This window comes from Actinospica sp. (assembly GCF_035552695.1).
GTDB lineage: Bacteria > Actinomycetota > Actinomycetes > Streptomycetales > Catenulisporaceae > Actinospica.
Map to the genome: position 1 here is coordinate 1 of NZ_DASZKT010000219.1, position 20149 is coordinate 20149.

General features: G+C 69.9%; 16 protein-coding genes and 1 pseudogene. 6 read left to right on the forward strand and 11 right to left on the reverse strand.

Going from position 1 to position 20149, the window contains the following annotated elements; genetic code table 11:
- Positions 1 to 1908, reverse strand: a 1908-nt coding sequence (locus tag VG296_RS25240) for a penicillin acylase family protein (RefSeq protein WP_325569824.1), incomplete at its 3' end; no start/stop codon positions are given.
- A gap of 203 nt (positions 1909 to 2111) precedes the next feature.
- Here VG296_RS25240 and VG296_RS25245 point away from each other — a divergent pair.
- On the forward strand, positions 2112 to 2762 hold the full coding sequence (locus VG296_RS25245; RefSeq protein WP_325569826.1) for a TetR/AcrR family transcriptional regulator: 651 nt from the start codon (positions 2112 to 2114) through the stop codon (positions 2760 to 2762).
- A gap of 114 nt (positions 2763 to 2876) precedes the next feature.
- Here VG296_RS25245 and VG296_RS25250 read toward each other — a convergent pair whose 3' ends face one another.
- Entirely contained in the window at positions 2877 to 3959 is a 1083-nt protein-coding gene (locus tag VG296_RS25250) for a helix-turn-helix domain-containing protein (RefSeq protein WP_325569828.1), read from the reverse strand.
- A 122-nt stretch (positions 3960 to 4081) separates the two neighbouring features.
- On the opposite strand from VG296_RS25250, the gene VG296_RS25255 reads away from it, so the two are divergent.
- On the forward strand, positions 4082 to 5047 hold the full coding sequence (locus VG296_RS25255; RefSeq protein ID WP_325569830.1) for an alpha/beta hydrolase: 966 nt from the start codon (positions 4082 to 4084) through the stop codon (positions 5045 to 5047).
- 61 nt (positions 5048 to 5108) lie between these two features.
- On the opposite strand, the gene VG296_RS25260 is transcribed toward VG296_RS25255, so the two are convergent.
- The 3 genes from VG296_RS25260 to VG296_RS25270 form a co-directional block, all read right to left on the reverse strand.
- Positions 5109 to 5558: an ACT domain-containing protein gene (locus tag VG296_RS25260; RefSeq protein ID WP_325569832.1), complete on the reverse strand. Its 450-nt coding sequence runs from the start codon at positions 5556 to 5558 to the stop codon at positions 5109 to 5111.
- Positions 5559 to 5616: 58 nt separating this feature from the next.
- Positions 5617 to 8436 carry a glycosyl hydrolase family 95 catalytic domain-containing protein gene (locus tag VG296_RS25265; protein ID WP_325569834.1) on the reverse strand — a complete coding sequence of 940 codons (2820 nt, stop codon included), beginning with the start codon at positions 8434 to 8436 and terminating at the stop codon, positions 5617 to 5619.
- 364 nt (positions 8437 to 8800) lie between these two features.
- The gene (locus VG296_RS25270; protein ID WP_325569836.1) at positions 8801 to 9181 is read right to left on the reverse strand and encodes a hypothetical protein; all 381 of its coding nucleotides are present in this window, start codon (positions 9179 to 9181) and stop codon (positions 8801 to 8803) included.
- A gap of 324 nt (positions 9182 to 9505) precedes the next feature.
- Between VG296_RS25270 and VG296_RS25275 the strand changes: the two genes are divergently transcribed.
- The 4 genes from VG296_RS25275 (at position 9506) to VG296_RS25290 (ending at position 14762) form a co-directional block, all read left to right on the forward strand.
- Positions 9506 to 10285: an ABC transporter ATP-binding protein gene (locus tag VG296_RS25275; RefSeq protein ID WP_325569838.1), complete on the forward strand. Its 780-nt coding sequence runs from the start codon at positions 9506 to 9508 to the stop codon at positions 10283 to 10285.
- 71 nt (positions 10286 to 10356) lie between these two features.
- Positions 10357 to 12810 (forward strand): ABC transporter permease, encoded by a 2454-nt coding sequence (locus VG296_RS25280; RefSeq protein ID WP_325569840.1) that lies wholly within the window; start codon positions 10357 to 10359, stop codon positions 12808 to 12810.
- A 122-nt stretch (positions 12811 to 12932) separates the two neighbouring features.
- Entirely contained in the window at positions 12933 to 14054 is a 1122-nt protein-coding gene (locus VG296_RS25285) for a HAMP domain-containing sensor histidine kinase (RefSeq protein WP_325569842.1), read from the forward strand.
- A 3-nt stretch (positions 14055 to 14057) separates the two neighbouring features.
- Entirely contained in the window at positions 14058 to 14762 is a 705-nt protein-coding gene (locus VG296_RS25290; RefSeq protein WP_325569844.1) for a response regulator transcription factor, read from the forward strand.
- 37 nt (positions 14763 to 14799) lie between these two features.
- On the opposite strand, the gene VG296_RS25295 is transcribed toward VG296_RS25290, so the two are convergent.
- The 6 genes and pseudogenes from VG296_RS25295 to VG296_RS25315 all read right to left on the reverse strand — a co-directional run bounded on the left by VG296_RS25295 (position 14800) and on the right by VG296_RS25315 (position 20148).
- Positions 14800 to 15261: a hypothetical protein gene (locus VG296_RS25295; RefSeq protein WP_325569847.1), complete on the reverse strand. Its 462-nt coding sequence runs from the start codon at positions 15259 to 15261 to the stop codon at positions 14800 to 14802.
- A 72-nt stretch (positions 15262 to 15333) separates the two neighbouring features.
- Positions 15334 to 15537 (reverse strand): annotated as a pseudogene (locus VG296_RS33005) (hypothetical protein); the annotation flags it as partial.
- Positions 15504 to 16628 carry a hypothetical protein gene (locus VG296_RS25300; protein ID WP_325569849.1) on the reverse strand — a complete coding sequence of 375 codons (1125 nt, stop codon included), beginning with the start codon at positions 16626 to 16628 and terminating at the stop codon, positions 15504 to 15506. The gene VG296_RS25300 and the pseudogene VG296_RS33005, both read right to left, overlap by 34 nt.
- A 127-nt stretch (positions 16629 to 16755) precedes the next feature.
- Positions 16756 to 17694 (reverse strand): hypothetical protein, encoded by a 939-nt coding sequence (locus tag VG296_RS25305; protein WP_325569851.1) that lies wholly within the window; start codon positions 17692 to 17694, stop codon positions 16756 to 16758.
- Between the two features lie 195 nt (positions 17695 to 17889).
- The gene (locus VG296_RS25310; RefSeq protein WP_325569853.1) at positions 17890 to 18936 is read right to left on the reverse strand and encodes a phosphotransferase family protein; all 1047 of its coding nucleotides are present in this window, start codon (positions 18934 to 18936) and stop codon (positions 17890 to 17892) included.
- Between the two features lie 9 nt (positions 18937 to 18945).
- Positions 18946 to 20148, reverse strand: coding sequence for an acyl-CoA dehydrogenase family protein (locus VG296_RS25315; RefSeq protein ID WP_325569855.1), 1203 nt, complete (start codon positions 20146 to 20148; stop codon positions 18946 to 18948).
- Position 20149: the final 1 nt, after the last annotated feature.

Consider the following 20149-nt stretch of genomic DNA (forward strand, 5'->3'; position numbering starts at 1 on the left):
GGCCTGTTCGAACCCGGTCGTGGTGCTCATGAGGGTCGGATTGTTGAACATCATGAACCCGATCGCCGAGTCCGCCTCGTGCATGTACGTCGATCTCTGCACCGTGTACGCCACGGGTTTACCGCCGATCGTCGCCGTGTACTCGACCAACCCGTAGTTCGTCTCGTACATCACCAGGTTGTAGGACCCGGCCGCCGTTGTGTCGGCGAGCGTCGGGCTCCACGAGTTGGCCCGCGTGAGCTGCCTCATCGGCGTGCACACGCCGTTGTTGAGGTACGCGGTCGAACTCGTCGTCGGGCTCGAGCCGTTGGTGTTGCACAGTTGCACGGCGAAGGTGTCCGAGGTGCCCTGCTCGCCGGAGGTCGCCGACCACGCGTAGCTCTGCCCGCGGCCTATCTCCACGTAGAAGCTCAGGCCCGCGAACGACACGCCGCGCGCGCTGATCCCGGGACCTTCGATCTCTTCGAGCATCAGCAGTTGCGGTGCGAAGTAGCCGGTCTGCGGGCCGAACACGGCGATCGGGTTGCCCGAGGCGGTGTCCTTGCCGGAGACGACCAGTGCGTTCGACATGCCCGGATGCTGCTGGCCGGGGGCGGGCATGGTCACGCCTGGCAGCGCGCCGTCGTTCAGCATGCCTACGACACTGGAGGCGTTGCCGCGCAGCGAGGCCGGTAGCAGTTTCTGCAGTTTCGCGAGTTGAGCGGCCGTCGGTTTCACCGTCGGTTTCGCGGCCGGTGTGGTGGTTGCCGCCGATGTCGACGAGGAGGTGCTCGCGTTGGCCGACGCCGTGGCGGCGGTCGCCGCGGCCGAGCCGGTGCCGGTGGGGCTCTGCACGATGTTGACCGCCTGCACGGACCCCGGGTCCGGCATGGCCAGACCGTTCTCGCCGGTGGCCTGGCCGTACGGGAAGGTCTGGCCGTTGTGCAGGGTGAGGGTGGCCTCGGGGTCGTTCTGCGTGCGCAGCGCGGCCCACACCTCGTCGCCCTCGGTGGTGCCGTATTGGGCCTCGGAGGCCTGCTTGACGAGCGCGGACTGCAGTTGCAGGCCGCCGCCGTTGCCGAACAGGGAGCCGATGACGTCCGCGATGGCGATGATGTCGGTCGCGGTGAAGGGTTGGATCGGCTGGCTCGCCAGGTCGTATTCGCCGGGGAAGTCGTTGGCCGCCTGCACCGCGGCGATGTACGCGTTGACGCCGCCGAGGTAGGAGTTGATGTCGGCCGAGACCTGGGCGCCATTGGTCCCGTTGTTCGCCAGTGCGGTGACCTGGGCGCTGAGGTCGGATTCGGTGTAGGGGGCGCCCCGCCACAGGTTCTGCTCGAGCGCCTGGTTGGCGGCGTTCCCGCCGGCGAAGGAGGTCAGGTCGCCGCGGCCGAGGTGGCGCAGCACGTCCATGACCCACAGCCGTTCCTGCGCGCCGGCGAATCCGGCCCCGTATTCGGTCTCGGCGCGGGTCTGGCCGGTGATGTGCGGTATCCCGGAGGTGTCGAACTGGATGGTGACGCCGGTCGCCGGGGTCTCGGTGCTCTGCACGTCCGCGGCGGGCACGCCGAGCGTGGAGGAGTTGTAGAACTGGTTGATCTGCGTGGAGGTCAGCCCGGTCGACGAGGTGATCAGGCTCTGGTACTTGGCGAGCTGGTCGTTGCTGTTCGACGGGTAGGTGCCGAGGAGCTGGAACAGGACGATCTGGGCGAGAGTCTCGTTGCCGTTCTCGCCGGGCGGCAGGATGTCGTAGCACTGGCCCCCGCAGTCGTCCACGACCTGCAGGGAGCTTGCTTGGGGGCGGGGGACGGCGTCGGCGGCTCCCGCCGCGGCGGCCGTCGCGGCCAGCGCGGCCGCGGCCGCCGCGGCGAGCAGCCGGGTGCGCCGGGAAGGCCGGAGGCGTGGGAACTGTGGTCGGTGTCGGAACATGGTTGACCCTCCCGGGACAAGTGGGAGTGCACGGGAAGTCGCGCAGGCCTGCTGGACCTGGCGCGGATCTCAGCGGAGCGGTGGTGAGAACGGGGCCTGACACCGCCGTCGACGGCGGCCTGTTTCCCGGCATAGTAGATTGGTCGCATGATCTGGTCAAGCGTCCAGATCGTCTGAACAAGTAAGACTGGCAGGATGGGAACATGGCTGAAGCCCGTGCTATTCGACGCAAGAACGACGATGGTCGTCGTGAGGACCTGATCGCCGCCGCGACGACGGTGATCGTCCGAGACGGGGTGGCGGCCGCCACCACCCGGCGGATCGCCGCCGAGGCGGGCGTGCCCCTGGGTACCGTGCACTACTGGTTCGCCAGCAAGGACGACCTGCTCGCCGCGGTGGTGGAGTCGGTGCTTGACGACCTCGGGTCCGCCGTGGCCGCCACCCAGACCCAGGCCGAGCGGCCGGACGATTCCGGTGCCCCGGATCTGCTGGAGTCCTGTCGCGCGGCTTGGCGCGTGGTCGAGGCGGACGAGCCGGGAAGGCAGCTCTCGCTCTACGAGCTGACGACTGTGGCATTGCGGACGCCGGGTATGGAGGAACTCGCGGCCAAGCAGTACGGCTCATACCGGGCGACCGCGGCCCATGCGGTCCAAGGTTGGTACGACCGGTTCGGTGCCGACCTGCCCGGTGGTCTCGAGGCGTTCTCCCGCCTCGTCGCCTATCTGTTCGACGGGCTCACCCTCGCCTGGCTCGCCGACCCCGATGGCGCGCAGCAGGACAGCGTCTTCGTGCTGCTCAGTCACCTGCTCGATCTCTCCGCAACCGGGGGCAAGCCGGCGGAGAACACCGCGTAGGGTCCAGGCGCGATGCCGCGGAGTCGCGCGGGACATGGTGCATGTCCGCAGCGCCGATCGACGCGGAACCGCTCGGGGAAAGCCGTGGCCGGGGCGGCCTCAGCTTCCACTTGCCTATTCAGGCGTGTCACGCAGGTGTCGCAGCAGGATGGCGAGTTCGAGACGTGATCGTCCGGCAGGCGTCGTGGGGGAGAAACCCAGCCGAGCTTCGGCGAGGGCGATGCGCGCGGCGAGAGTGCTGTGGTGCCGGTAGAGCCGTGTGGCGGCCTGGCGCACCGAGCCCGCCGCGCACAGCGCGGTCAGCGCGGTCAGGGTGTCGAGGCCGTGCGGCGCCGCAGCGATCCGGTCGAGCGCGGCGACGTCCGCGACACGCGCGATGTCCGCCGGGCGCATCATGGTACTGATAACGCTCAGCGAGCCGAGCGTGTCCGCCCGCACCATGGCGGGATAGAGGTGGCCGAGCTTCGCGAAACGCAACGCGATGCGGGCCTCCCGCCACGAATCGGGCGCCCGCAGGGCTGGGAGCGCCGGCCCCACGCCGATCCGCAGCTGCCCCGCGAATGCGTCCGGCAGCTCGGGTGGAAGCGAACGGGTCAGGATCACGTGCGAGTGGTTGAGTGAGGCCGTGCGTGCCCACGGTTCGGCCAGGTCGAGCGACTCCACCAGGCCGGCCACCGCGTCGGGCGGACCGGCGACGGCGAGCGCGTGCAACGGATCAGCCGGATCGACGTGCATCAACCGCAGTGCCCGCGCGCGCTCGGCTTCACCGGCTGTCGTCGACAGCGCCAGCTCGACCAACGCGGTGTCACCCAGCACGGGCGTGGGCGTGCGGGTGTGGTCGAGCAGCAGCGCGCAAGCGATCGCGAAGCGCTCCAGCACGATGTCGTCGAGCGGCAGCGCCGCCCCCGGCCGTTCGAGCCAGACACGGCTGCCAGGGGATAGGTCGCGTACGGCCGCCCCGATCTCCGGGCGTCGTGGGCCAGCCGTGTCGACGTTCCCTTCCGCGTCGGCACGGAGCGATAGGCCGAGCGCGTCATCGGCCACCGCCGCGGGGCATTCCGCGAGCCGGGAGGTCTCGCGCACCAGGGAATGCAGCGTCGCCTGACCCGCGATGAGCTGGTCGAAGAAACTGATGACCCGCACGGCGTTCTCCGCGTCGGCGTCCAACGCCGACAGTCGCAGGAGCAGGCCCTTCATCCTTGTAGCGTACGCCGCCGCCGAACGGCGGGGGTGACCCGCCGAATGCGCGCCGAATGGCGGCTGGGCGGCACGGCGGCGCGCGCGGATGCTGGAGCGAGTCAGCGACAAAGGAGTCCGACATGGCGTACGCGTTCGACCCCGATCTGGTCCCCTGGATCGAGATGCTCCCGCAGATCCCTCTGACGGACATCGAACTGGTCCGGCGGTCGGAAGGCGACCTGATGGCGCATGCTCCGGTCTACGAGCCGCCGATCCCGCTCGACGTGCGCGGCCTCGGAGTCCCCGGTCCGCGGGGCGACCCGCGGGTGCCCGTCCGGGTGTATAAGCCCACTGACGTTGACGGCACGCTGCCGGGACTGCTGTACATCCACGGCGGCGGGTTCGTGCTCGGCAACGTCGCGATGTTCGACTCCGACGCCGCCCGGATCGCGGCCGAAGTCGGCGCGGTGGTGGTGTCGGTGGAGTACCGGTTGGCCCCCGAGCATCCGTTTCCGGCCGGCCTCGAAGACTGCTACGCAGCGCTGTTGTGGACAGCGGCCCACGCCGCCGAGCTGGGGATTGATCCGGAGCGGCTGGGCGTGGGCGGGGAAAGCGCCGGCGGCGGACTGGCGGCGGCCATCGCGTTGGTGGCGCGTGACCGCGGCGGCCCGGCGCTCTGCTTCCAGCTGCTGGGCATCCCAGAACTCGACGACCGCCTGGACACCGTGTCGATGCGGGCCTACACGGACACGCCGTTGTGGAATCGGCCCAGCGCGGAACTGAGCTGGGACTACTACCTGGGCGTTGGTGTGCGCGGCACCGAGGGCGTTTCGCCGTACGCCGCCCCGGCCCGCGCCGAAGACCTGTCCGGCCTGCCGCGCGCCTACGTGACCACGTGTGAGTTCGATCCCCTGCGCGACGAGGGCCTGACCTACGCCCAGCGGCTGCTCCAGGCCGGCGTCTCCACCGAACTGCACCACTATCCGGGCACGTTCCACGGCTCGGCCCTGATCGAGGACGCCGACGTGACCCAGCGCATGATCGCCGATCAGCTCGGCGCGCTGCGCCGCGGACTGCGCGCCGCGCTCCCGACCTCGAAAGCGTGACGGGCAGGCCGTAAACCGTGCTCCTGTGCCCGCGGCTCAAACGTCTGATTCTCCTCGACGCTCAAGACCGCGCGCCGCTGCCTCCCGGTGCGCGATCCGTCCCGAGCTGACCCCGCGGCCGCTGGGCGAGATCTTCCAGCAGCGTGACCGCCCGCGCGGCGCTCTCGTGCGGGACGAACAGGTGATCGTGGTAGAACGCGGCTACGACATTGCAGCTCAGCCCGGCATCGGCCAGCACCGCCGAGACCGCCGCCGTGAGACCCACGGCTTCCAGGGCCGAATGCACGCGCAGCGTGATCCAGCCGGCCACGTGGTCGTAGCCCAGCCCGAGCCTGTCGGCATCCTGTTTGCGGAGGACCAGGGTGAGACCCTCGTCCTCCGCGACCGTCGCGATCGGGGCCACGCCGGCGGGGATCGCCGCGTCGGGGGTCGAGGTGAACACGTACTCGCCGGGGTGAAGCTCCGGGCGCATGCCGCCGAGCAGTGCCGACAGCTCGGTTTCTCCCGCCAACTTACGACTCCTTACCTATGAACGACTTGCCAGGCGCCGCAACCGTGGGCGCGGGCGGTCAGTACGGCTTGCGGATCCACTGCTGGCTCGGGTCGCCGGTGTCGGTTGTCTGGACGACGGGGGCGGGGTTCGCGGTGGAGTCGCCTTGGACGGAAAGGAGTTTGCCGCTGTTCACGTTGACGATCTTGAGGTATCCGCCGCCCGCGTCGGCCAGCGTCCACCGCTGGTTGGTGGTGGCGTTGTCCGGATACTGGATGACGGCGGCGCCGTCGGCGGTGGAACCACCTGAGACGTCGGCGACCAGCCCGGAGCGGACGTTCGTCAGACTGTAGATGCCACTGCCCTCGGTGGCCAACCGCCACTGCTGATCCGTTCCGCCGTCGATGGTGGACTGGACCAGCCCGGTGCCGGCGACGGTGGAGGAGTTCGGATCGTCCAGTACGAGACCGCTGCGCCGGTTGGTCAGGGTGAACGTGGTGGTGGTCGGCGGTGGGGTGAGGGTGATGGATCCGCCGGGGGCGAGGGTCACCGGCGTCGTCCAGTTGCCGAACTTCACCGTGGTGGCGCCGCCTTGGGCGCTGTGCAGGGTTACGGACGTGACCTGGCTGCTAGTCCAGGCGAGGTCCACGGTGAAGCCGCCTTGCGAGCCGAGACCGGTGGCGCTGCCGTTCGCCCAGGCAGAGGGGAGTGCGGGCAGCAGTTCGATCAGGCCGATTCGGGAGTACAGGAGCATCTCCAGGGCGGCGCTCGGCATGCCGAGGTTGCCGTCGATCTGGAAGATGACACTGCTGCCGAGGCTGTACATGTCCAGGAGGTTGATCGACGAGCCGTTGCCGTCGTTCACCGAGGGGGTGATCTCGTTGACGAACTCCTGGTACGCGTTGGCCGCGTTCTTCAGCCGTGCCCAGCACAGCGCCCGCCACGCCAGCGCCCAGCCGAAGCTGGTCATGCCGCGCGCGGTGAGCAGGTTGACCACGCCGGCGGCGATGTCGGCCGGCATGCCGTCGTAGGTGAGCCGGTCGCCGGGGAACAGGCCGATGAGCGGGGACAGGTGTCGGTGAGTGGTCTCGCCCAGGTTGTCCGGCGTCATCCACTCCTCGAGCCAGCCGGTGGTCGGGCTGACCACCGGCAGATACAGCTGCTGCTGCAGTCCGGCGATGGTCGCGGCGTACCCGGCGTCGAGGCCGAGCTTCGCGGCGGCCGCGCCGTAGTTCTGGAACAGCTGCCACACGAGCTCCTGCGAGTAGGTGTTGCCCTTGGCGTTGTTGGGCCCCTGCTCTGGTGACCAGTCGGCGTCGTCGATGAGCAGGCCGGTCGTCGGGTCGCGGATCAGCCTCACCTCCCAGAACTCGCAGGCGCCCTTGAGCAGCGGGTAGATCTTCGACAGGTGGCTCAGGTCCTGGGTGTACTGGTAGTGCTCGAACAGCGTGTTGCACAGCCAGGCGTTGCCTGTGGGGTGCCACCACCAGCCGAGGCCGCCGTAGATGTTGGCGGAGATCGCGGTGGCCCAGCCGGCGATCTTGCCGGAGGAGTTGGCGAACACGCTGAGGGAGTTGTTGTAGAGCGCCTGGGTCGTGGCGGTCCAGGACGGCACCTGGGCGATCAGGTAGTCGGTGAGGGGCTGGAAGCAGGCGCTGAGCCCGGCCCGGTCCGGCAGCCAGTAGTACATCTCGAGATTGACGTCGGTGTGGTAGTCGCCCATCCAGGCCGGGGTGTCGGTGTCCAGCCACGACCCCTGCAAGCCCGGCGGCAGGCCGTCGCGCGAGCAGGTGATCATCAGATACCGGCCGAACTGGATGTAGGCGGCCTCCAACTCCGGGTCCGGCTGGCCGCTGCCGGCGCGTGTGGCCAGCCTGGTCGCGGTGTCCAGGCTGCGTTGTGCCGTGGTAGAGGCGCCGAGGTTGACCGTCAGTGTCGAGTACAGCGCCTGATAGTCGGCGACGTGCGTTGCCAGCAGCGCGTCGCCGGGCACCAAGGCGGCGGCGACGGCCTTGGCACGGGCGACGGTGTTCGGGTCGATGGTCGTGTCCATGAAACCCTTGGTCCAGTCCGGCACGTAGTTGGTGCCGCCGGCGATCACGATCAGAACGTCGGAGCAGCCGGTGAAGCTGACCTTTCCGCCCGCGAGCGAGACGGTGCCGCCGGTGCCCTTCGCGGTGATGGCCGCGCCGTATGTCAGGCCGTTGGGGAGCACGCCGCTGAAGGACGCAGTGGCGCCGGCGCTGTCGGTGCCGGTGGTTTCGCCGTGCGTGCCGTTCAGCGTCGTGGTGCCGGTGTAGCTGCCGCCGCCGCTTTGCTGCAGCCGCACCACGACCACGTCGTCCGGGTGGCTGATGTACACCTCGCGGGTGTAGGTGACGCCGCCGAACTGGTAGCTGGCGGACGCGTACCCGTTGCTCAGGTCCAACTGCCTGCGGTACCCGCTGATCGCCGACGCCGTGTGCGCCGGTACCGAGACGTAGACCTTCGCCAGCAGGGACAGGGTGCCGAAGTTCGTGGTGTCGTAGGGGAGTTGGCCGCCGGAGTCGATGGTGTTGTTCAGCCCGCCGGTCCACAGCGTCGCGTCGGTCAGATACAGCGCGTCGTCGGCGGTGTCTCCGGTGACCAGTCCGCCGATCCGGCCGTTGCCGACGGTCAGCCCCTGTTGGATGATGTCGGTTTCGGTGCCGGGCGCGGTGTACCAGATGGTGGTCGCCTGGCTCGGCGGAACGAGCTCCGGGACGGGCCGCCGCGCGGTCGCCGCCGCGGCTGACTGCGGCACGAACACCGGCAGGCCGCTCAACGCGAGGAACGCGCCGGCCGCCCCGCCGAGGCGCAGGAAGTCCCGCCGCGAGGCGGTGGTGTGGTGGTCGAAGTCGGGAACAGGCTGTTCTGACATGCAGGGCCTCCATTGGCAACCCGCTGATGACGGTCAGCGCCGGCCGCGGTGGGAGACGTCGGCGAGCGCACCACGGATTGTGAGATGCATTCAACGTTCGCGCAATGCCCATATTCGGAGCCGCGCGCCCGGCCGGATCAGGCTCCTGTCAAGCCCTGACCATGCATCACGGGATCCCGCCGGAAGCCGAACCGCCGCCCGCGCCGGTCCGATCAGGATGCCGTCCCACGTCACGAGTTCGGCGCGACGTTCACCGCGGCAGCCGCAGCTCTTTCACGCATCCCGCCGAACCTTGTAGTGCCGAATGTCCAGTTGCGTTCGGTTGTGTTTGGGGCCGCCCGAAGCTTTGCCAAGTATTTTTGATTCATTTGCCTTTCTGTTCGCGTCTCTGTTCGCCTCTCTGCACGGCGGCGGAGCGTGGTTGGTGTGCCAAGGCGCGATGGTCGGAATCGAGGCACGGCGAGTGGCACCACGATCGATTCGGGCAGGGCTTGCTGTCGGTCCCTGCGGCGACCCATCTGAAAGGGACGGGCCAACCGCCACGTCGTTGTCCGGAAGGATTGCCGATCAGTGCGGCGATGAGCTTGCGGGCTGCGGCGCCTTCCGCGGTCGGCAGCAGTGGGTGGACGTGCTGGCTGCCGGGTTCCCCGTGGTAGTCGAGGCAGACGCCGGCCTCGCGTGCGCGGGCGGCGAAGTCACGCGCGTCGGGGTTGTGGATGTCGTGCGTGCCGCTCAGGACCGCCATGGGGCAAGCCCCTTCAGATCCGCGTAGAGCGGGCTGACCAGTGGATCCTTGCTGTCCCGTTCACCGGCGCACAGCCGGCCGCCGATCGTGCTGCCCTCGACGCTGAGCACCCGGTCGTAGCGCGCGATCGAGGAGAGATCCTGCCAGGGATCTTCTTCGCCAAGGGGCTCCGCGTGTTCGGCTATGCCTGCCGGGCAGTCCGTTGGTTTCGCTGGGCGTGGTCGGCATAGCGGCTTGCCGCGCGCCCGCGCGCGAGCCGGGACCACACACAAGCTTCACAGCCGGGACCGCGGTAGCTTCACGGCCGGTGTGTGGAGTGTGGTCATGAGAACTTCTTCCACGCAGGATGAGGCGACCGGCGGGTCACCGGCCGGGACCGCGGTCCCGGCGGCGAGGCTGGTCGGCGCGGTCAAGACGTACGGCACGGGTCCCGGCGCGGTGCGTGCGCTGGACGGGGTGGACGTGGCGTTCGGCGCCGGGGCGTTCACCGCGGTGATGGGTCCGTCGGGCTCGGGCAAGTCGACCCTGCTGCACTGCGGCGTCGGCCTGGACCGGCTGACCGAGGGCAGGGCCCTGATCGGCGAGACGGATCTGGGGGCGCTGCGCGACCGGGAGCTGACGCTGCTGCGCCGTACCCGGGTCGGCTTCGTGTTCCAGGCCTTCAACCTGATCCCGTCCCTCTCGGCGCTCGAGAACATCACCCTGCCGCTGGATCTGGCCGGCCGCGCGCCGGATCGAGGATTCCTCGACGAACTGGTGGGCTCGCTCGGCCTGTCCTCCCGGCTGAGCCATCGGCCCAGCGAACTCTCCGGCGGCCAGCAGCAGCGGGTCGCGCTCGCGCGTGCGCTGCTGGGCCGTCCGGACATCGTGTTCGCCGACGAGCCGACCGGAAACCTCGACAGCCGGGCCGGCGCGGAGGTGCTGGCCTTCCTGCGGCACGCCGCGCGCGAGCGGGGTCAGACCATTGTCATGGTCACCCATGATCCGGTCGCCGCCGCCTATGCGGACCGCGCGGTGTTCCTGGCCGACGGCAGGCTCGCGGGCGACCTGGCCGCGCCCACGCGCGAGAGCGTGCTGGCCGAACTGCAGCGGGCAGCCGCGTGAACGCGGTAATCCGCCTCGCGGCCCGTGGCGCCTGGGCCAACCGGGGGCGGTCGGTGCTGACGGTCCTGGCGGTGGTGCTTTCCGTCGGGTTCATGTCCGCGGTGCTGATGCTGAGCGGCGGCCTGAGCAGCCAGGCCGACAGCGGGGTCGCCGCCGCATACGCCAAGGTCTCGCTGGTGGTGCACGGCGAGAAGATCCTGTCTAACCCGCCGGGCGAGTTCATCACCCAGTCCGGAGCTCCCGTCTCCGCCGCCGCGCTCACCGCGGTCAAGGCGGTGCCCGGCGTCACCGAGGCCGAAGGACTGCGCTCCGGATACGCCGTGCTCGAACAGTCCGACGGCAAGGTGGTCGGCAATCCCGGGACCGGCGGCGGCGTCGGGCAGAGCTGGCTGGGCTCCAGTGCGCTCAACCCGTATCGCCTGGTGTCCGGGCAGGGCCCGACCTCCGACGGCCAGGTCGCCCTCGACCAGGCGGCCGCGACCTCGGCAGGCGTTTCGGTCGGCCGGAAGCTGACCCTGGTGACCTCCACCGGCCGCCACCAGGAGACCGTCGTCGGCATCGTGGACTACGGCTCGGCCGCGGGACCCTTCGACACCACGGCCGTGCTGCTTCCCGCCGAGCAGGCGCAGTCGCTGCTGGGTATCTCCGACGTCTACGACCAGATCCTGGTCTCGGCGCCGCAAAGCGCGATGTCCGCGGTCGCGACGGCGGTCTCGCCGTGGAACGCGCAAGTGCAGTCCGGTACGTCGTGGGTCGCGGCCGAGAACTCCGCGACCGACACCACGCTGTCCTTCGAACGCGACTTCCTGTACGGATTCGCCCTGGTGGCGCTGGCGGCGGGCGGCACCCTGATCTCCAACACCTTCACCGTCACCATCGCCCAGCGCACCCGCGAACTGGCGCTGGCCAGAGCGCTCGGCGCCACCACGCGTCAGGTGCTGGCGGCGGTGCTGGCCGAGGCCGCGGCCGTTGGATTGGTCGCCTCCCTCGTGGGCGCGGCCGTGGGTGTGGGCGCCGCGGCGCTGATCCGGGCGGTCTTCTCGCTGCTGCACTTGACGCTGTTCGACACCCACGCGGTGGTCTCGATCAGCTCTCTGGCACTGCCCGCAGTGATCGGCGTCGCGGTCACGCTGCTCGCCGCGCTGATGCCCGCCCGACGAGCGTCCCGGGCGGCCCCGATCGCCGCGTTGCGCGAGCAGCAGGTGGACGAGTCCGGACACTCTCGCGGACGAGCGGTGACCGGGGTGGTCCTGCTGATCCTCGGCGCGGTCGGCATGACCGCGGGCGTCTCCGGCAAGAGCGCCGGTCTGTCCGTCCTCGGCCTGGCCGGGCTGATGTTCGGCGTCGTGATCGCGGGCCCCTTGCTGATCGCGGCACTGGCCCGGGCGGTCGCCGGGCTGATGCGCAGGTTGGCGGGCCCGCCTGGGCTGCTGTCCGGCCGGGCGCTGGCGCGCAACCCGCGCCGCTCGGCCGCCACCGCCGGAGTGCTGATGATCGGCGTGATGCTCGTGTCGTTCATGGCCACGGTGGTGTCGTCGATGAACGCGGCCACCGGCAGTTCCGCAGCCACGGGCAACGAGGCACAGTACGTCGTCTCCACCGCCTCGCCCTGGCAGTGGCAGGTCAGCGGAGACGTGATCAGCCGGGTGAGCTCGGCTCCTGGCGTGGCCTCGACCGCCGCGCTCTACGCGTCGCCGGTGCTGGACAAGGGTTCGATGATCATGGCCGGTACGGTCGATCCCACGCAGTTCGCGAACGTGTGGAACTTCGGCTGGACATCCGGTTCCCTCGCTTCGCTGACCGGTGATCAGATCGCCGTGCAGAACACCGCGCTGCAGGGACGGCACGTCGGCGACTCCATCACGCTGACCATGGCCGACGGGACCAAGCAGACGGTGCGTATCGGCGCTGTCTACACGAACGGGTTCGTCGGATTCGACGCTCCGACATATCTACTGTCGCCGGATCTGTTCCACGCGCACGCCACGCAGCCCGGCGCCGAACTCCTGCTGGTCGACGCGCCGCACTCGAGCGTGAGCCAGATCAGCGCCGCCGTGGGCGGGGACCAGTCGGTGAACGTGCAGACCGCGGCCGCCTGGATCGGCCAGGGCAATACCAAGGTCGCCGAGGTGGCGAACCTGTTCTACGCCCTCGACGCCCTCGCGGTGTTCATCGCGTTCGTCGGCGTCACCAACACGATGGCGCTGGCGGTGCGCGAACGCCGCCGGGAACTGGGCATCCTGCGCGCGGTCGGCACCCTGCCGCAGCAACTCGGCCGCATGATCTCGGTGGAGGCCGCGGTGCTCGCCGGATACGGCACCGTCGTGGGCACCGCGCTCGGCGTGCTCGGCACCTGGGCGATGGTCAAGTCCTCCACGTCCTCGGACCTGTCCCGCTTCCAACTCCCGGCCGGGGAGCTCGGCCTCATCGCCGGCGCGGCGATCGTGGTGGCCGTGGCGCTGACCGCGATACCGGCCCGGATCGCGCGACGCAGCCCGGTCCTCGAGGCGATCACCATGGAGTAGGCGGGCGCATCAGGGACAATTCATTCAGCCCGCGCGGCGGCTGTCGGCGACGACCGCCGCCGCGCACCGACGGCCTCGCCAGGCCGGGACCAGTTGGTTAGCCAGTCCTCGAAGGATTTCGCATGAATACGCTCCGGTCCCGCGCAGCCGCTCTCGCGCGAGCCCGGCTGCGCACGAAGCTGATGCTCAGCTACGTGTTCGTGCTGGTCATCAACGTGACGACGTTCGCCCTGATCATCCATACGTTCACCCCGATCGGCCCCGATTTCCCCGCGACCATCCCGACGCCCAAGGCCATGAACGCGTTCCGCCTGAGTCTCGACAAGGGGCTGTTCACCGCCGTGTTCCTGGGCATCGTGCTGAGCCTGACCACCGGCGCGATCGCCGCGGTCCTGATCAGCCGGCTGATCGCGCGCCCCGTCGAACAGATGCGCACCGCGGCCCGGTTGATGGCGACCGGCCACTACGACGCCCGGGTGCCCGCGCCGCCCACGCCCGAACTCGCCGGCATCGCCGACGACCTCAACACCCTGTCGGGAAGACTCGACGAGACCGAGAAGCGGCGGGTCAGGCTCGTCTCCGATCTCGCCCACGAGCTTCGCACCCCGCTGACCATCCTGCGCGGCCAGCTCGACGCGTTGGCGGACGGGCTCTACCAGCCGGGGCCGGAACTCGTCGGCTCGATGGGGGAGGAGGTCGAGCGGCTGCGCCGGCTGACCGACGAACTCTCGCACCTCTCCCGCGCCGAGGAGGACGCCTATCGGATCCATCCGTGCGACACGGACCTGACCGCCCTCGCCCGGGCGATCGCCGAACGGCTGCGCCCGGAGTTCGACCAGCGCGGCGTCGCGCTCTCCGTCACCTCGGTCGACCCGCTGCACGTGCCGGCCGATCCGGACCGGGTCAGCCAGATCCTGGTGAACCTGCTCACCAACGCCCTGGCCGCCTGCGAACGCGGCGACCGGGTCACCGTCAGCCTCGGCTACCAGGACGGCCGGGCCGTGCTGCGGGTGACCGACACCGGCTGCGGCATCGCGCCCGACGACCTCGACCTGATCTTCGAACGCTTCGAACGCCGCGTCCCGGCCGGGCACGCGGCCCCGCACCAGGGCAGCGGGATCGGCCTGACGATCGCCCGCGCACTCGCCCAGGCCCACGGCGGCACCCTGACCGCGAGCTCGCCCGGCCCGGGGCGCGGCGCGGTGTTCACCCTCGCCCTGCCCGACCTGCCGAGAACGGACTAGCCCGTGCACCAGCCCACCGTCCTCGTCGTCGACGACGAACCGAAGATCCGCGACATCGTGCGCCGGTATCTCGAGGCGGACGGATTCGCCGTCATCGAGCAGGGCGACGGACCCGGCGCGCTCTCCGCGGCCCGCGAGCAGCGCCCCGACCTGGTCGTCCTGGACGTCATGCTGCCCGGGCTCGACGGGGTCGAAGTGCTGCGCCGGCTGCGTGAGACCAGCCAGATCCCGGTCATCCTGCTCACCGCCCGCGACGAGGAGGTCGACAAGCTCATCGGACTGGCCGTCGGCGCCGACGACTATGTGACCAAACCCTTCAGCGGCCGCGAACTCGCCGCCCGGGCCCGGGTCATCCTGCGCCGGGTCGCCCCCGCCCCGCCCGAGGCCGCGGCGTCCGCGACCGTCAGCCACGGAGCGCTGACCATCGACCCGGCCCGCCGCGAGGTCACCACCGCGCACGGCCCGGCCACCGTGACCGCCCTCGACTTCGACCTCCTGCTCACCCTCGCCCGCCACCCCGGACTCGTGCTGACCCGCCGTCAGCTCCTCCAATCGGTTTGGGGCGCCGACTACTACGGCGACGAGCGCGTCGTCGACGTGCACATCAGAACCCTGCGCAAAGCCCTGGGCGACGACGCGACGGACCCCGTCTACATCGAGACCGTTCGCAGCATCGGCTACCGGCTGATCGCACCGCCGCCCGGCTAGCCTCGCGCGGCCTCCTCCACCTGGCGGAGGCCGCCGTTCACGGATCGATGTGCTCGGGTTGTGTCTTGATTCCGGCGATGAGCAGGTCGGCGACGGTCTCAGCGTGGGCGCGGATCTCGCGTGGGCCAGGGTGGGCCGGTGCGCCGAGAAGTGCTGCTTCGACGGGGTTGGCGTAGATCGCGCCGGTGCCGGCGACGGCGAGGTAGTGCAGGGTGGCGTAGGGGAGCGGGTGGATGCGTCCGGCCGCGGCGAGGCGGGTGAGAAGGCTTTCGATGCCGGGCCGCAGGGTGTTGATGAATCGGTCGACGACGAAGCGTACCCGGGGGCCGTCGATCGCTCCCTCATGGTTCATGATCCGCATCACCTGCGGGTGGGCGGCGGAGAAGAGGACCTGCTGTACGAGTGCCTGGCGCAGGGCGGCGAGGTCGTCGATGCCTGCTGAGGCGGCCTCGCCGGCCGCGCGCCAGGCGGGTTCGATCTGGGCCAGGGCATGTTCCATCGCCGCGTACCAGAGCCCTTCCTTCGAGCCGAAGCGCGCGATGAGCAGGGCGTGGCTGACGCCTGCGCGGCGGGCGAGTTCGCGGACCGAGGTCCCTTCGTACCCGTGCTCGGCGAACGCGTCGAGGGCGGTCTGGAGCAGGTGACCTGAGTCCGGCTCCTCGCCGCTGGGCGGGCGGCCGCGACCGCGCTGAGGCTGGTGCGGCGAACTGATGCGGGGCCTCCTGCCGGCGTGTCGAGAGGTCAGTGGTTCTTGCCGAAGTACATCAGCTCCCACAGGCCGGGCGCGCTGGCGGTCTCGACCGCTTCGCTCTCGCCGTCGCCGGGGAGGTGTTCGACGGTGATCTGCCCGGTGAAGCGGTGGTACGCGCCGTCGAATCCGACCAGGCGGGCCAGGAGGCGCTTGGGGCCTTCGACGTGTTCGATCATCTTCTCCTGGACGATCGTGTTCTCCCGCCGGAAGGTGACGCGGTAGCGCCCGCCGCCCTGTGCGGTGGCGTCGTAGTCGTAGACGGTCAGGTCGGCGACGGGCTTGCCGGTGACCGGGTCGGGGTGCTCCTTCATTTTGGTGAAGCGCACGAGCGAGCCGCGGTCGGCGATGATCTTCCCGCCTCTGGCCAGCATGAAGATGGGTACCTCGGTGTAGCCGTACTTCTTCTCCGCGGTGATCCAGGAGGCGATCACCGTGTAGTCCGCTACCTCGCCGCGGGCCCAGTACCAGTGGTTGATCAGCTGCATCATGGGGGCGTCGCCCCAGTTGTGGTCGTGGTAGCCGACTCCGGTGCGGGTCTCGGCCGCCCCGTCGATCTCGAGGCTCGCCTCGACGCCGCCTTGCGGCACCGAGGGCAGCCAGGCGAAGGTGCGTCGGGCGTCGCCTGAGCCGAAGTCGATGTGGCCGGTCTCGGGGCGCCAGGAGGGGACCTGGCCGGTGAGGGTGACATCTGCCTTGACGCCGTCGATGTCGACATGGATGCGGTAGCGGTGCAGGTCGCCGGCGAAGGTGTTCGGTCCGATGCGCACCTCGCAGCGATCGGTGGCGAATGCGTGGTCCGGGGGGTACACCGAGGAGGTGCGTTCGATGTGGGTTCCGTCCGGCCGATCGAGTTGGAAGGTGACGACGGGCGCGGGCGGCTGGTCGAGGCCTTTGCCGCCGCGCATGTCCTTGACCATGAAGTTGATCACCAGGGTCGAGTCGTCGTCGAGGACTGCGTCGAAGTACCACCACTCGAAGGTGCCGGGGCCGCCCGGATCGGTGCGGAAGCCGTCTTCCCAGGCGGCGATGGAATCGGGGGCCAGTCCGAGGCGCTGGTAGTCGGCCGCGTCGTCGGCGATGGCGCAGGGCAGGGGTCGTACGGCAGGCAGAGGCATGTCCGTCACGTGCCTTTCCGGCTCCGGCATGGAGCGCGTCGGGATGGGGCCGCCCCCCGCGTCCCATAATAACCATGTGGTAATTAAAGGCGCCAGTGCCGGGCCGGTGCCGTGTGTGCGGGGCCCGCTATTCGGTGAGGGTGCCCTCGAGCAGGTTCGGATCGGTGCGGGTGAAGTAGGCGCCGCTGGCGATGTACACCGTGTTCCCGCGGATGGCCACGGAGGTCGGGTTGGACAGACCGTCCGCGGCGGTGAGCACGATGGTGTGCGCGCCGGTCTGCACGTTGACGATGCTCGCTTCGCTCGCCGCGTTCTGCGCTGCGACCACCTCGCCGTCGGGCGCGAACGCGAAGTCGTCGATACCGGTGATGCCCTGGGCCGCCACGCTCGTCGTCCCGGCCGTGCCGTCGCGCTCGATCGGGATGCGCAGCAGCGTGCCGAGGGTGGTGTTGCTCACCCATACCGCGCCGTCCTGCACCTTCAGACCGTTGGCGCCCTTCCCGGAAGCGGTGGTCGGCTGCAGTTGCGTGCCCTGTGCCCAGATCGAGGCGGTGTCGTCGGCAAGCGAGATCTTCCAGACCAGGCCGAGGCTGGAGTCCGTGGCATACAGCGCGTGCTGCTCGGGGTTGTAGGCCAGGCCATTGAGCCAGCCGGCGCCGGGAATGGCCACGACCTGCCGCGGTGTCCCGCCGTTCGGCGGGATGCGCCAGATGCCGGACTGACTGCCCGCGTTGTAGTTCACATACAACGTCCCGTCGGCCATGCGCACGATGCCGGAGACGATCGCGTTGCCAGCGGCGTCCTGCGGCAGGCTCGCCAGAATCGTGAGCGATCCGTCCGGGCTGACCCGCGCCACTTCAAGGGCGCGGTTGAAGGTCAGATCCACGGAACCGTTCGGCTCGAGCACGAGGTTCTCCGGCTGCCGCAGGGTCGAGACGTCGAAGTGGGCGACCTCGTGCGGGTCCGTGATCGAGACGGTATCGGCGGCATGGGCGGGCGTGCCGAGACCGGCGGTGAGCCCGATGAGTGTGACGGTGGCAAGCGCGGCGGTGCGGCGGGGGTGCACGCGGATCTCCAGAGTGGTCAGATCACGAGTGGGAGCACAGGCCGAGGGAGGCGGGTGAATTGGCACTGAGCGAGGACACGGCACCAGGCTTGCGGAAAATAATGAGGAAGTACTGAGATCTCTAAAGCTCAATATGATGAGTCGGCCTTATGCCTCGCCCTGCGGCTGGCGATCAGGCAGGATGCGCGCCCGCGATCATCGGTCGGAGCTCGGGTCGAGGCCGAGGGTCGCCAAGCCGGCCCGCACGAGGGCGGGCACCGCGCGCCCGACGTCCTCGAACCCCGACCCGATGGTGTGGCCGCTCAGGTGGCGCTGTCGGATCCCCTCGGCGATCACCGCGATCTTGAAGAAGGCCAGGGCGACGTGGAACGGCAGCCCGGCCAGATCTCGGCCGCTCACTTGGCTGTACTGTTCGGCGAGCGCGGCCTGGTTCGGAAACGCCGGGCTGCTCGACGCCGGCCGGTGCAGCAGCCCCTCGATCGCGGGATCGCGATAAGCCAGCAGGAGGCCCACGTCGGCGAGCGGATCGCCGATCGTGGACATCTCCCAGTCGAGGACGGCACGTACCACGCGTGCGTCCTCAGGATCGATGATCGTGTTGTCGACCCGGAAGTCGCCGTGGACGATCGCGGCCGTGCTCTCGGTCGGGATCTCGGTCTCCAGCGCGTGATGCAGACGCAGCAGCCCGGGCAGTTCACGGGTGGCGACGAGTTGCCACTGGCTGCGCCAACGATCGACTTGCCGTCGAAGGTAGCCGTCGGGGTGGCCGAAATCGCCGAGGCCGACGGCTCGGTAGTCGATGTCGTGCAAAGCGGCCAGTTGCGCGATCTGGCCTTCGATGCAACGCTCAGCCTGCTCCGGACTGAGCCCGGCCACATCTTCCTGGGTGCGCAGGACGCGGCCGTCGACGAACTCGACGACGGTGAACGGCGCGCCGATCACGGATTCGTCGGCGCAGTAGACCCGGGTGCGCGGGACGGCGACGGCACTGCCCTGCAGGGCGGCCAGTACCCGGTATTCGCGTTCCATGTTGTGCGCGGACGGTGTGAGGAACCCCAGTGGCGGTCTGCGGACCACCCAGCGGCCGGTCCCGTCGCTCACCTGGTAGGTCAGATTCGAGCGTCCGCCCTGGATGAGCCGCGCGGTGAGCGGGCCCCGAATTTCCCGGATATGGGTCTCGAAGTACTGCTGCAGCGCGGGCAGATCCAACCCGGCGAGGATGGGGTCATGCGCGGTCGGCATGGATCACCGTCAGCTTTCCGTCGGCGTAGTGGACGCGTGGTGACGCAGTGCGCGCTTGGCGATCGACCAGCGGTGGGTCTCCGACGGGCCGTCATAGATCCGGAAGGCCCGGACCTCCCGAAGGTAGGCGCTGAGCGGAAGGTCTCCGGAGATCCCGCTGGCTCCGCACAACTGCACCGAACGGTCGACGATGCGGCCGACGGCCTCGGCGACGAAGGTCTTGGCGATCGAGGTCTCGTGGCGGCCGGAGCCGCCGGTGTCCACCAGCCACGCGGCCTCGCGGATGAGCGCGCGCGACGCGGCGAGGTCGATCTCGTTGTCGGCGATCAGTTGCTGGGCCATGCCGAGCTCGCCGAGGCGGTTTCCGAAGGCGGTCCGGCCGTGCACGTACGCCAGCGCGATCGTATGCGCCCGCCGGGCCAGGCCGATCCAGCGCATGCAGTGGGTCAGGCGTGCCGGAGCCAGTCGGACCTGGGCGTACGTGAAGCCTTTGCCCGCCCGGCCGAGCACGGCGTCATCGCCGAGGTGGCAGTCTGTCAGTTCGATCTCGCCATGGCCTCCGACGAATGCCGAGTCGAGGGCCGGCACGTGGCGGGTGAGCCGGAAGCCGGGCGTGTCGGCCGGAATCAGGAACATGGTCGCCTCCGGTGCGCCGACGTTGCCTCCGGTGCGGGCCATGACGATGGCGAACGCGGCGCCGTCGGCTCCGGTGGCGAACCACTTGCGGCCCTCGATCAGCCAGCCCTGCCCCGATCTCCGGGCGGTCGTGGCGAGCTGGCCCGGGTCGGAACCGGCTCCCGGCGGGGGCTCGGTCATCGCGAAGCAGGAGCGGATCGCTCCCACTGCGAGGGGCTCGAGGTAGCGCTCGCGCTGCGGCTGACTCGCGATCATCTCGAGCAGGTGCATGTTCCCTTCGTCGGGCGCCGCGCAGTTCATCGCGAGCGGGCCGAGCAGGCTGTATCCGGCCTCCTCCAGGACGACGGACTGGCCGCGCAGGTCGAGGCCGAGGCCGCCGAGGTCCCTCGGGACCGTGGGGGCGAAGACCCCTGCTGTCCGGGCCTGCTGCTGGAGCCGGATCCGCAGTGCGTCGTCGGGAGTCCCGGGGCCGGCCAGCATCGCGAGTTCGGCGGGCACGACGGCGTCGCGGATGAACTCGGCGGTGCGTCGGCGCAGGGTGCGTATGGCGGTGTTCACGGTCAGATCGATCGCCATC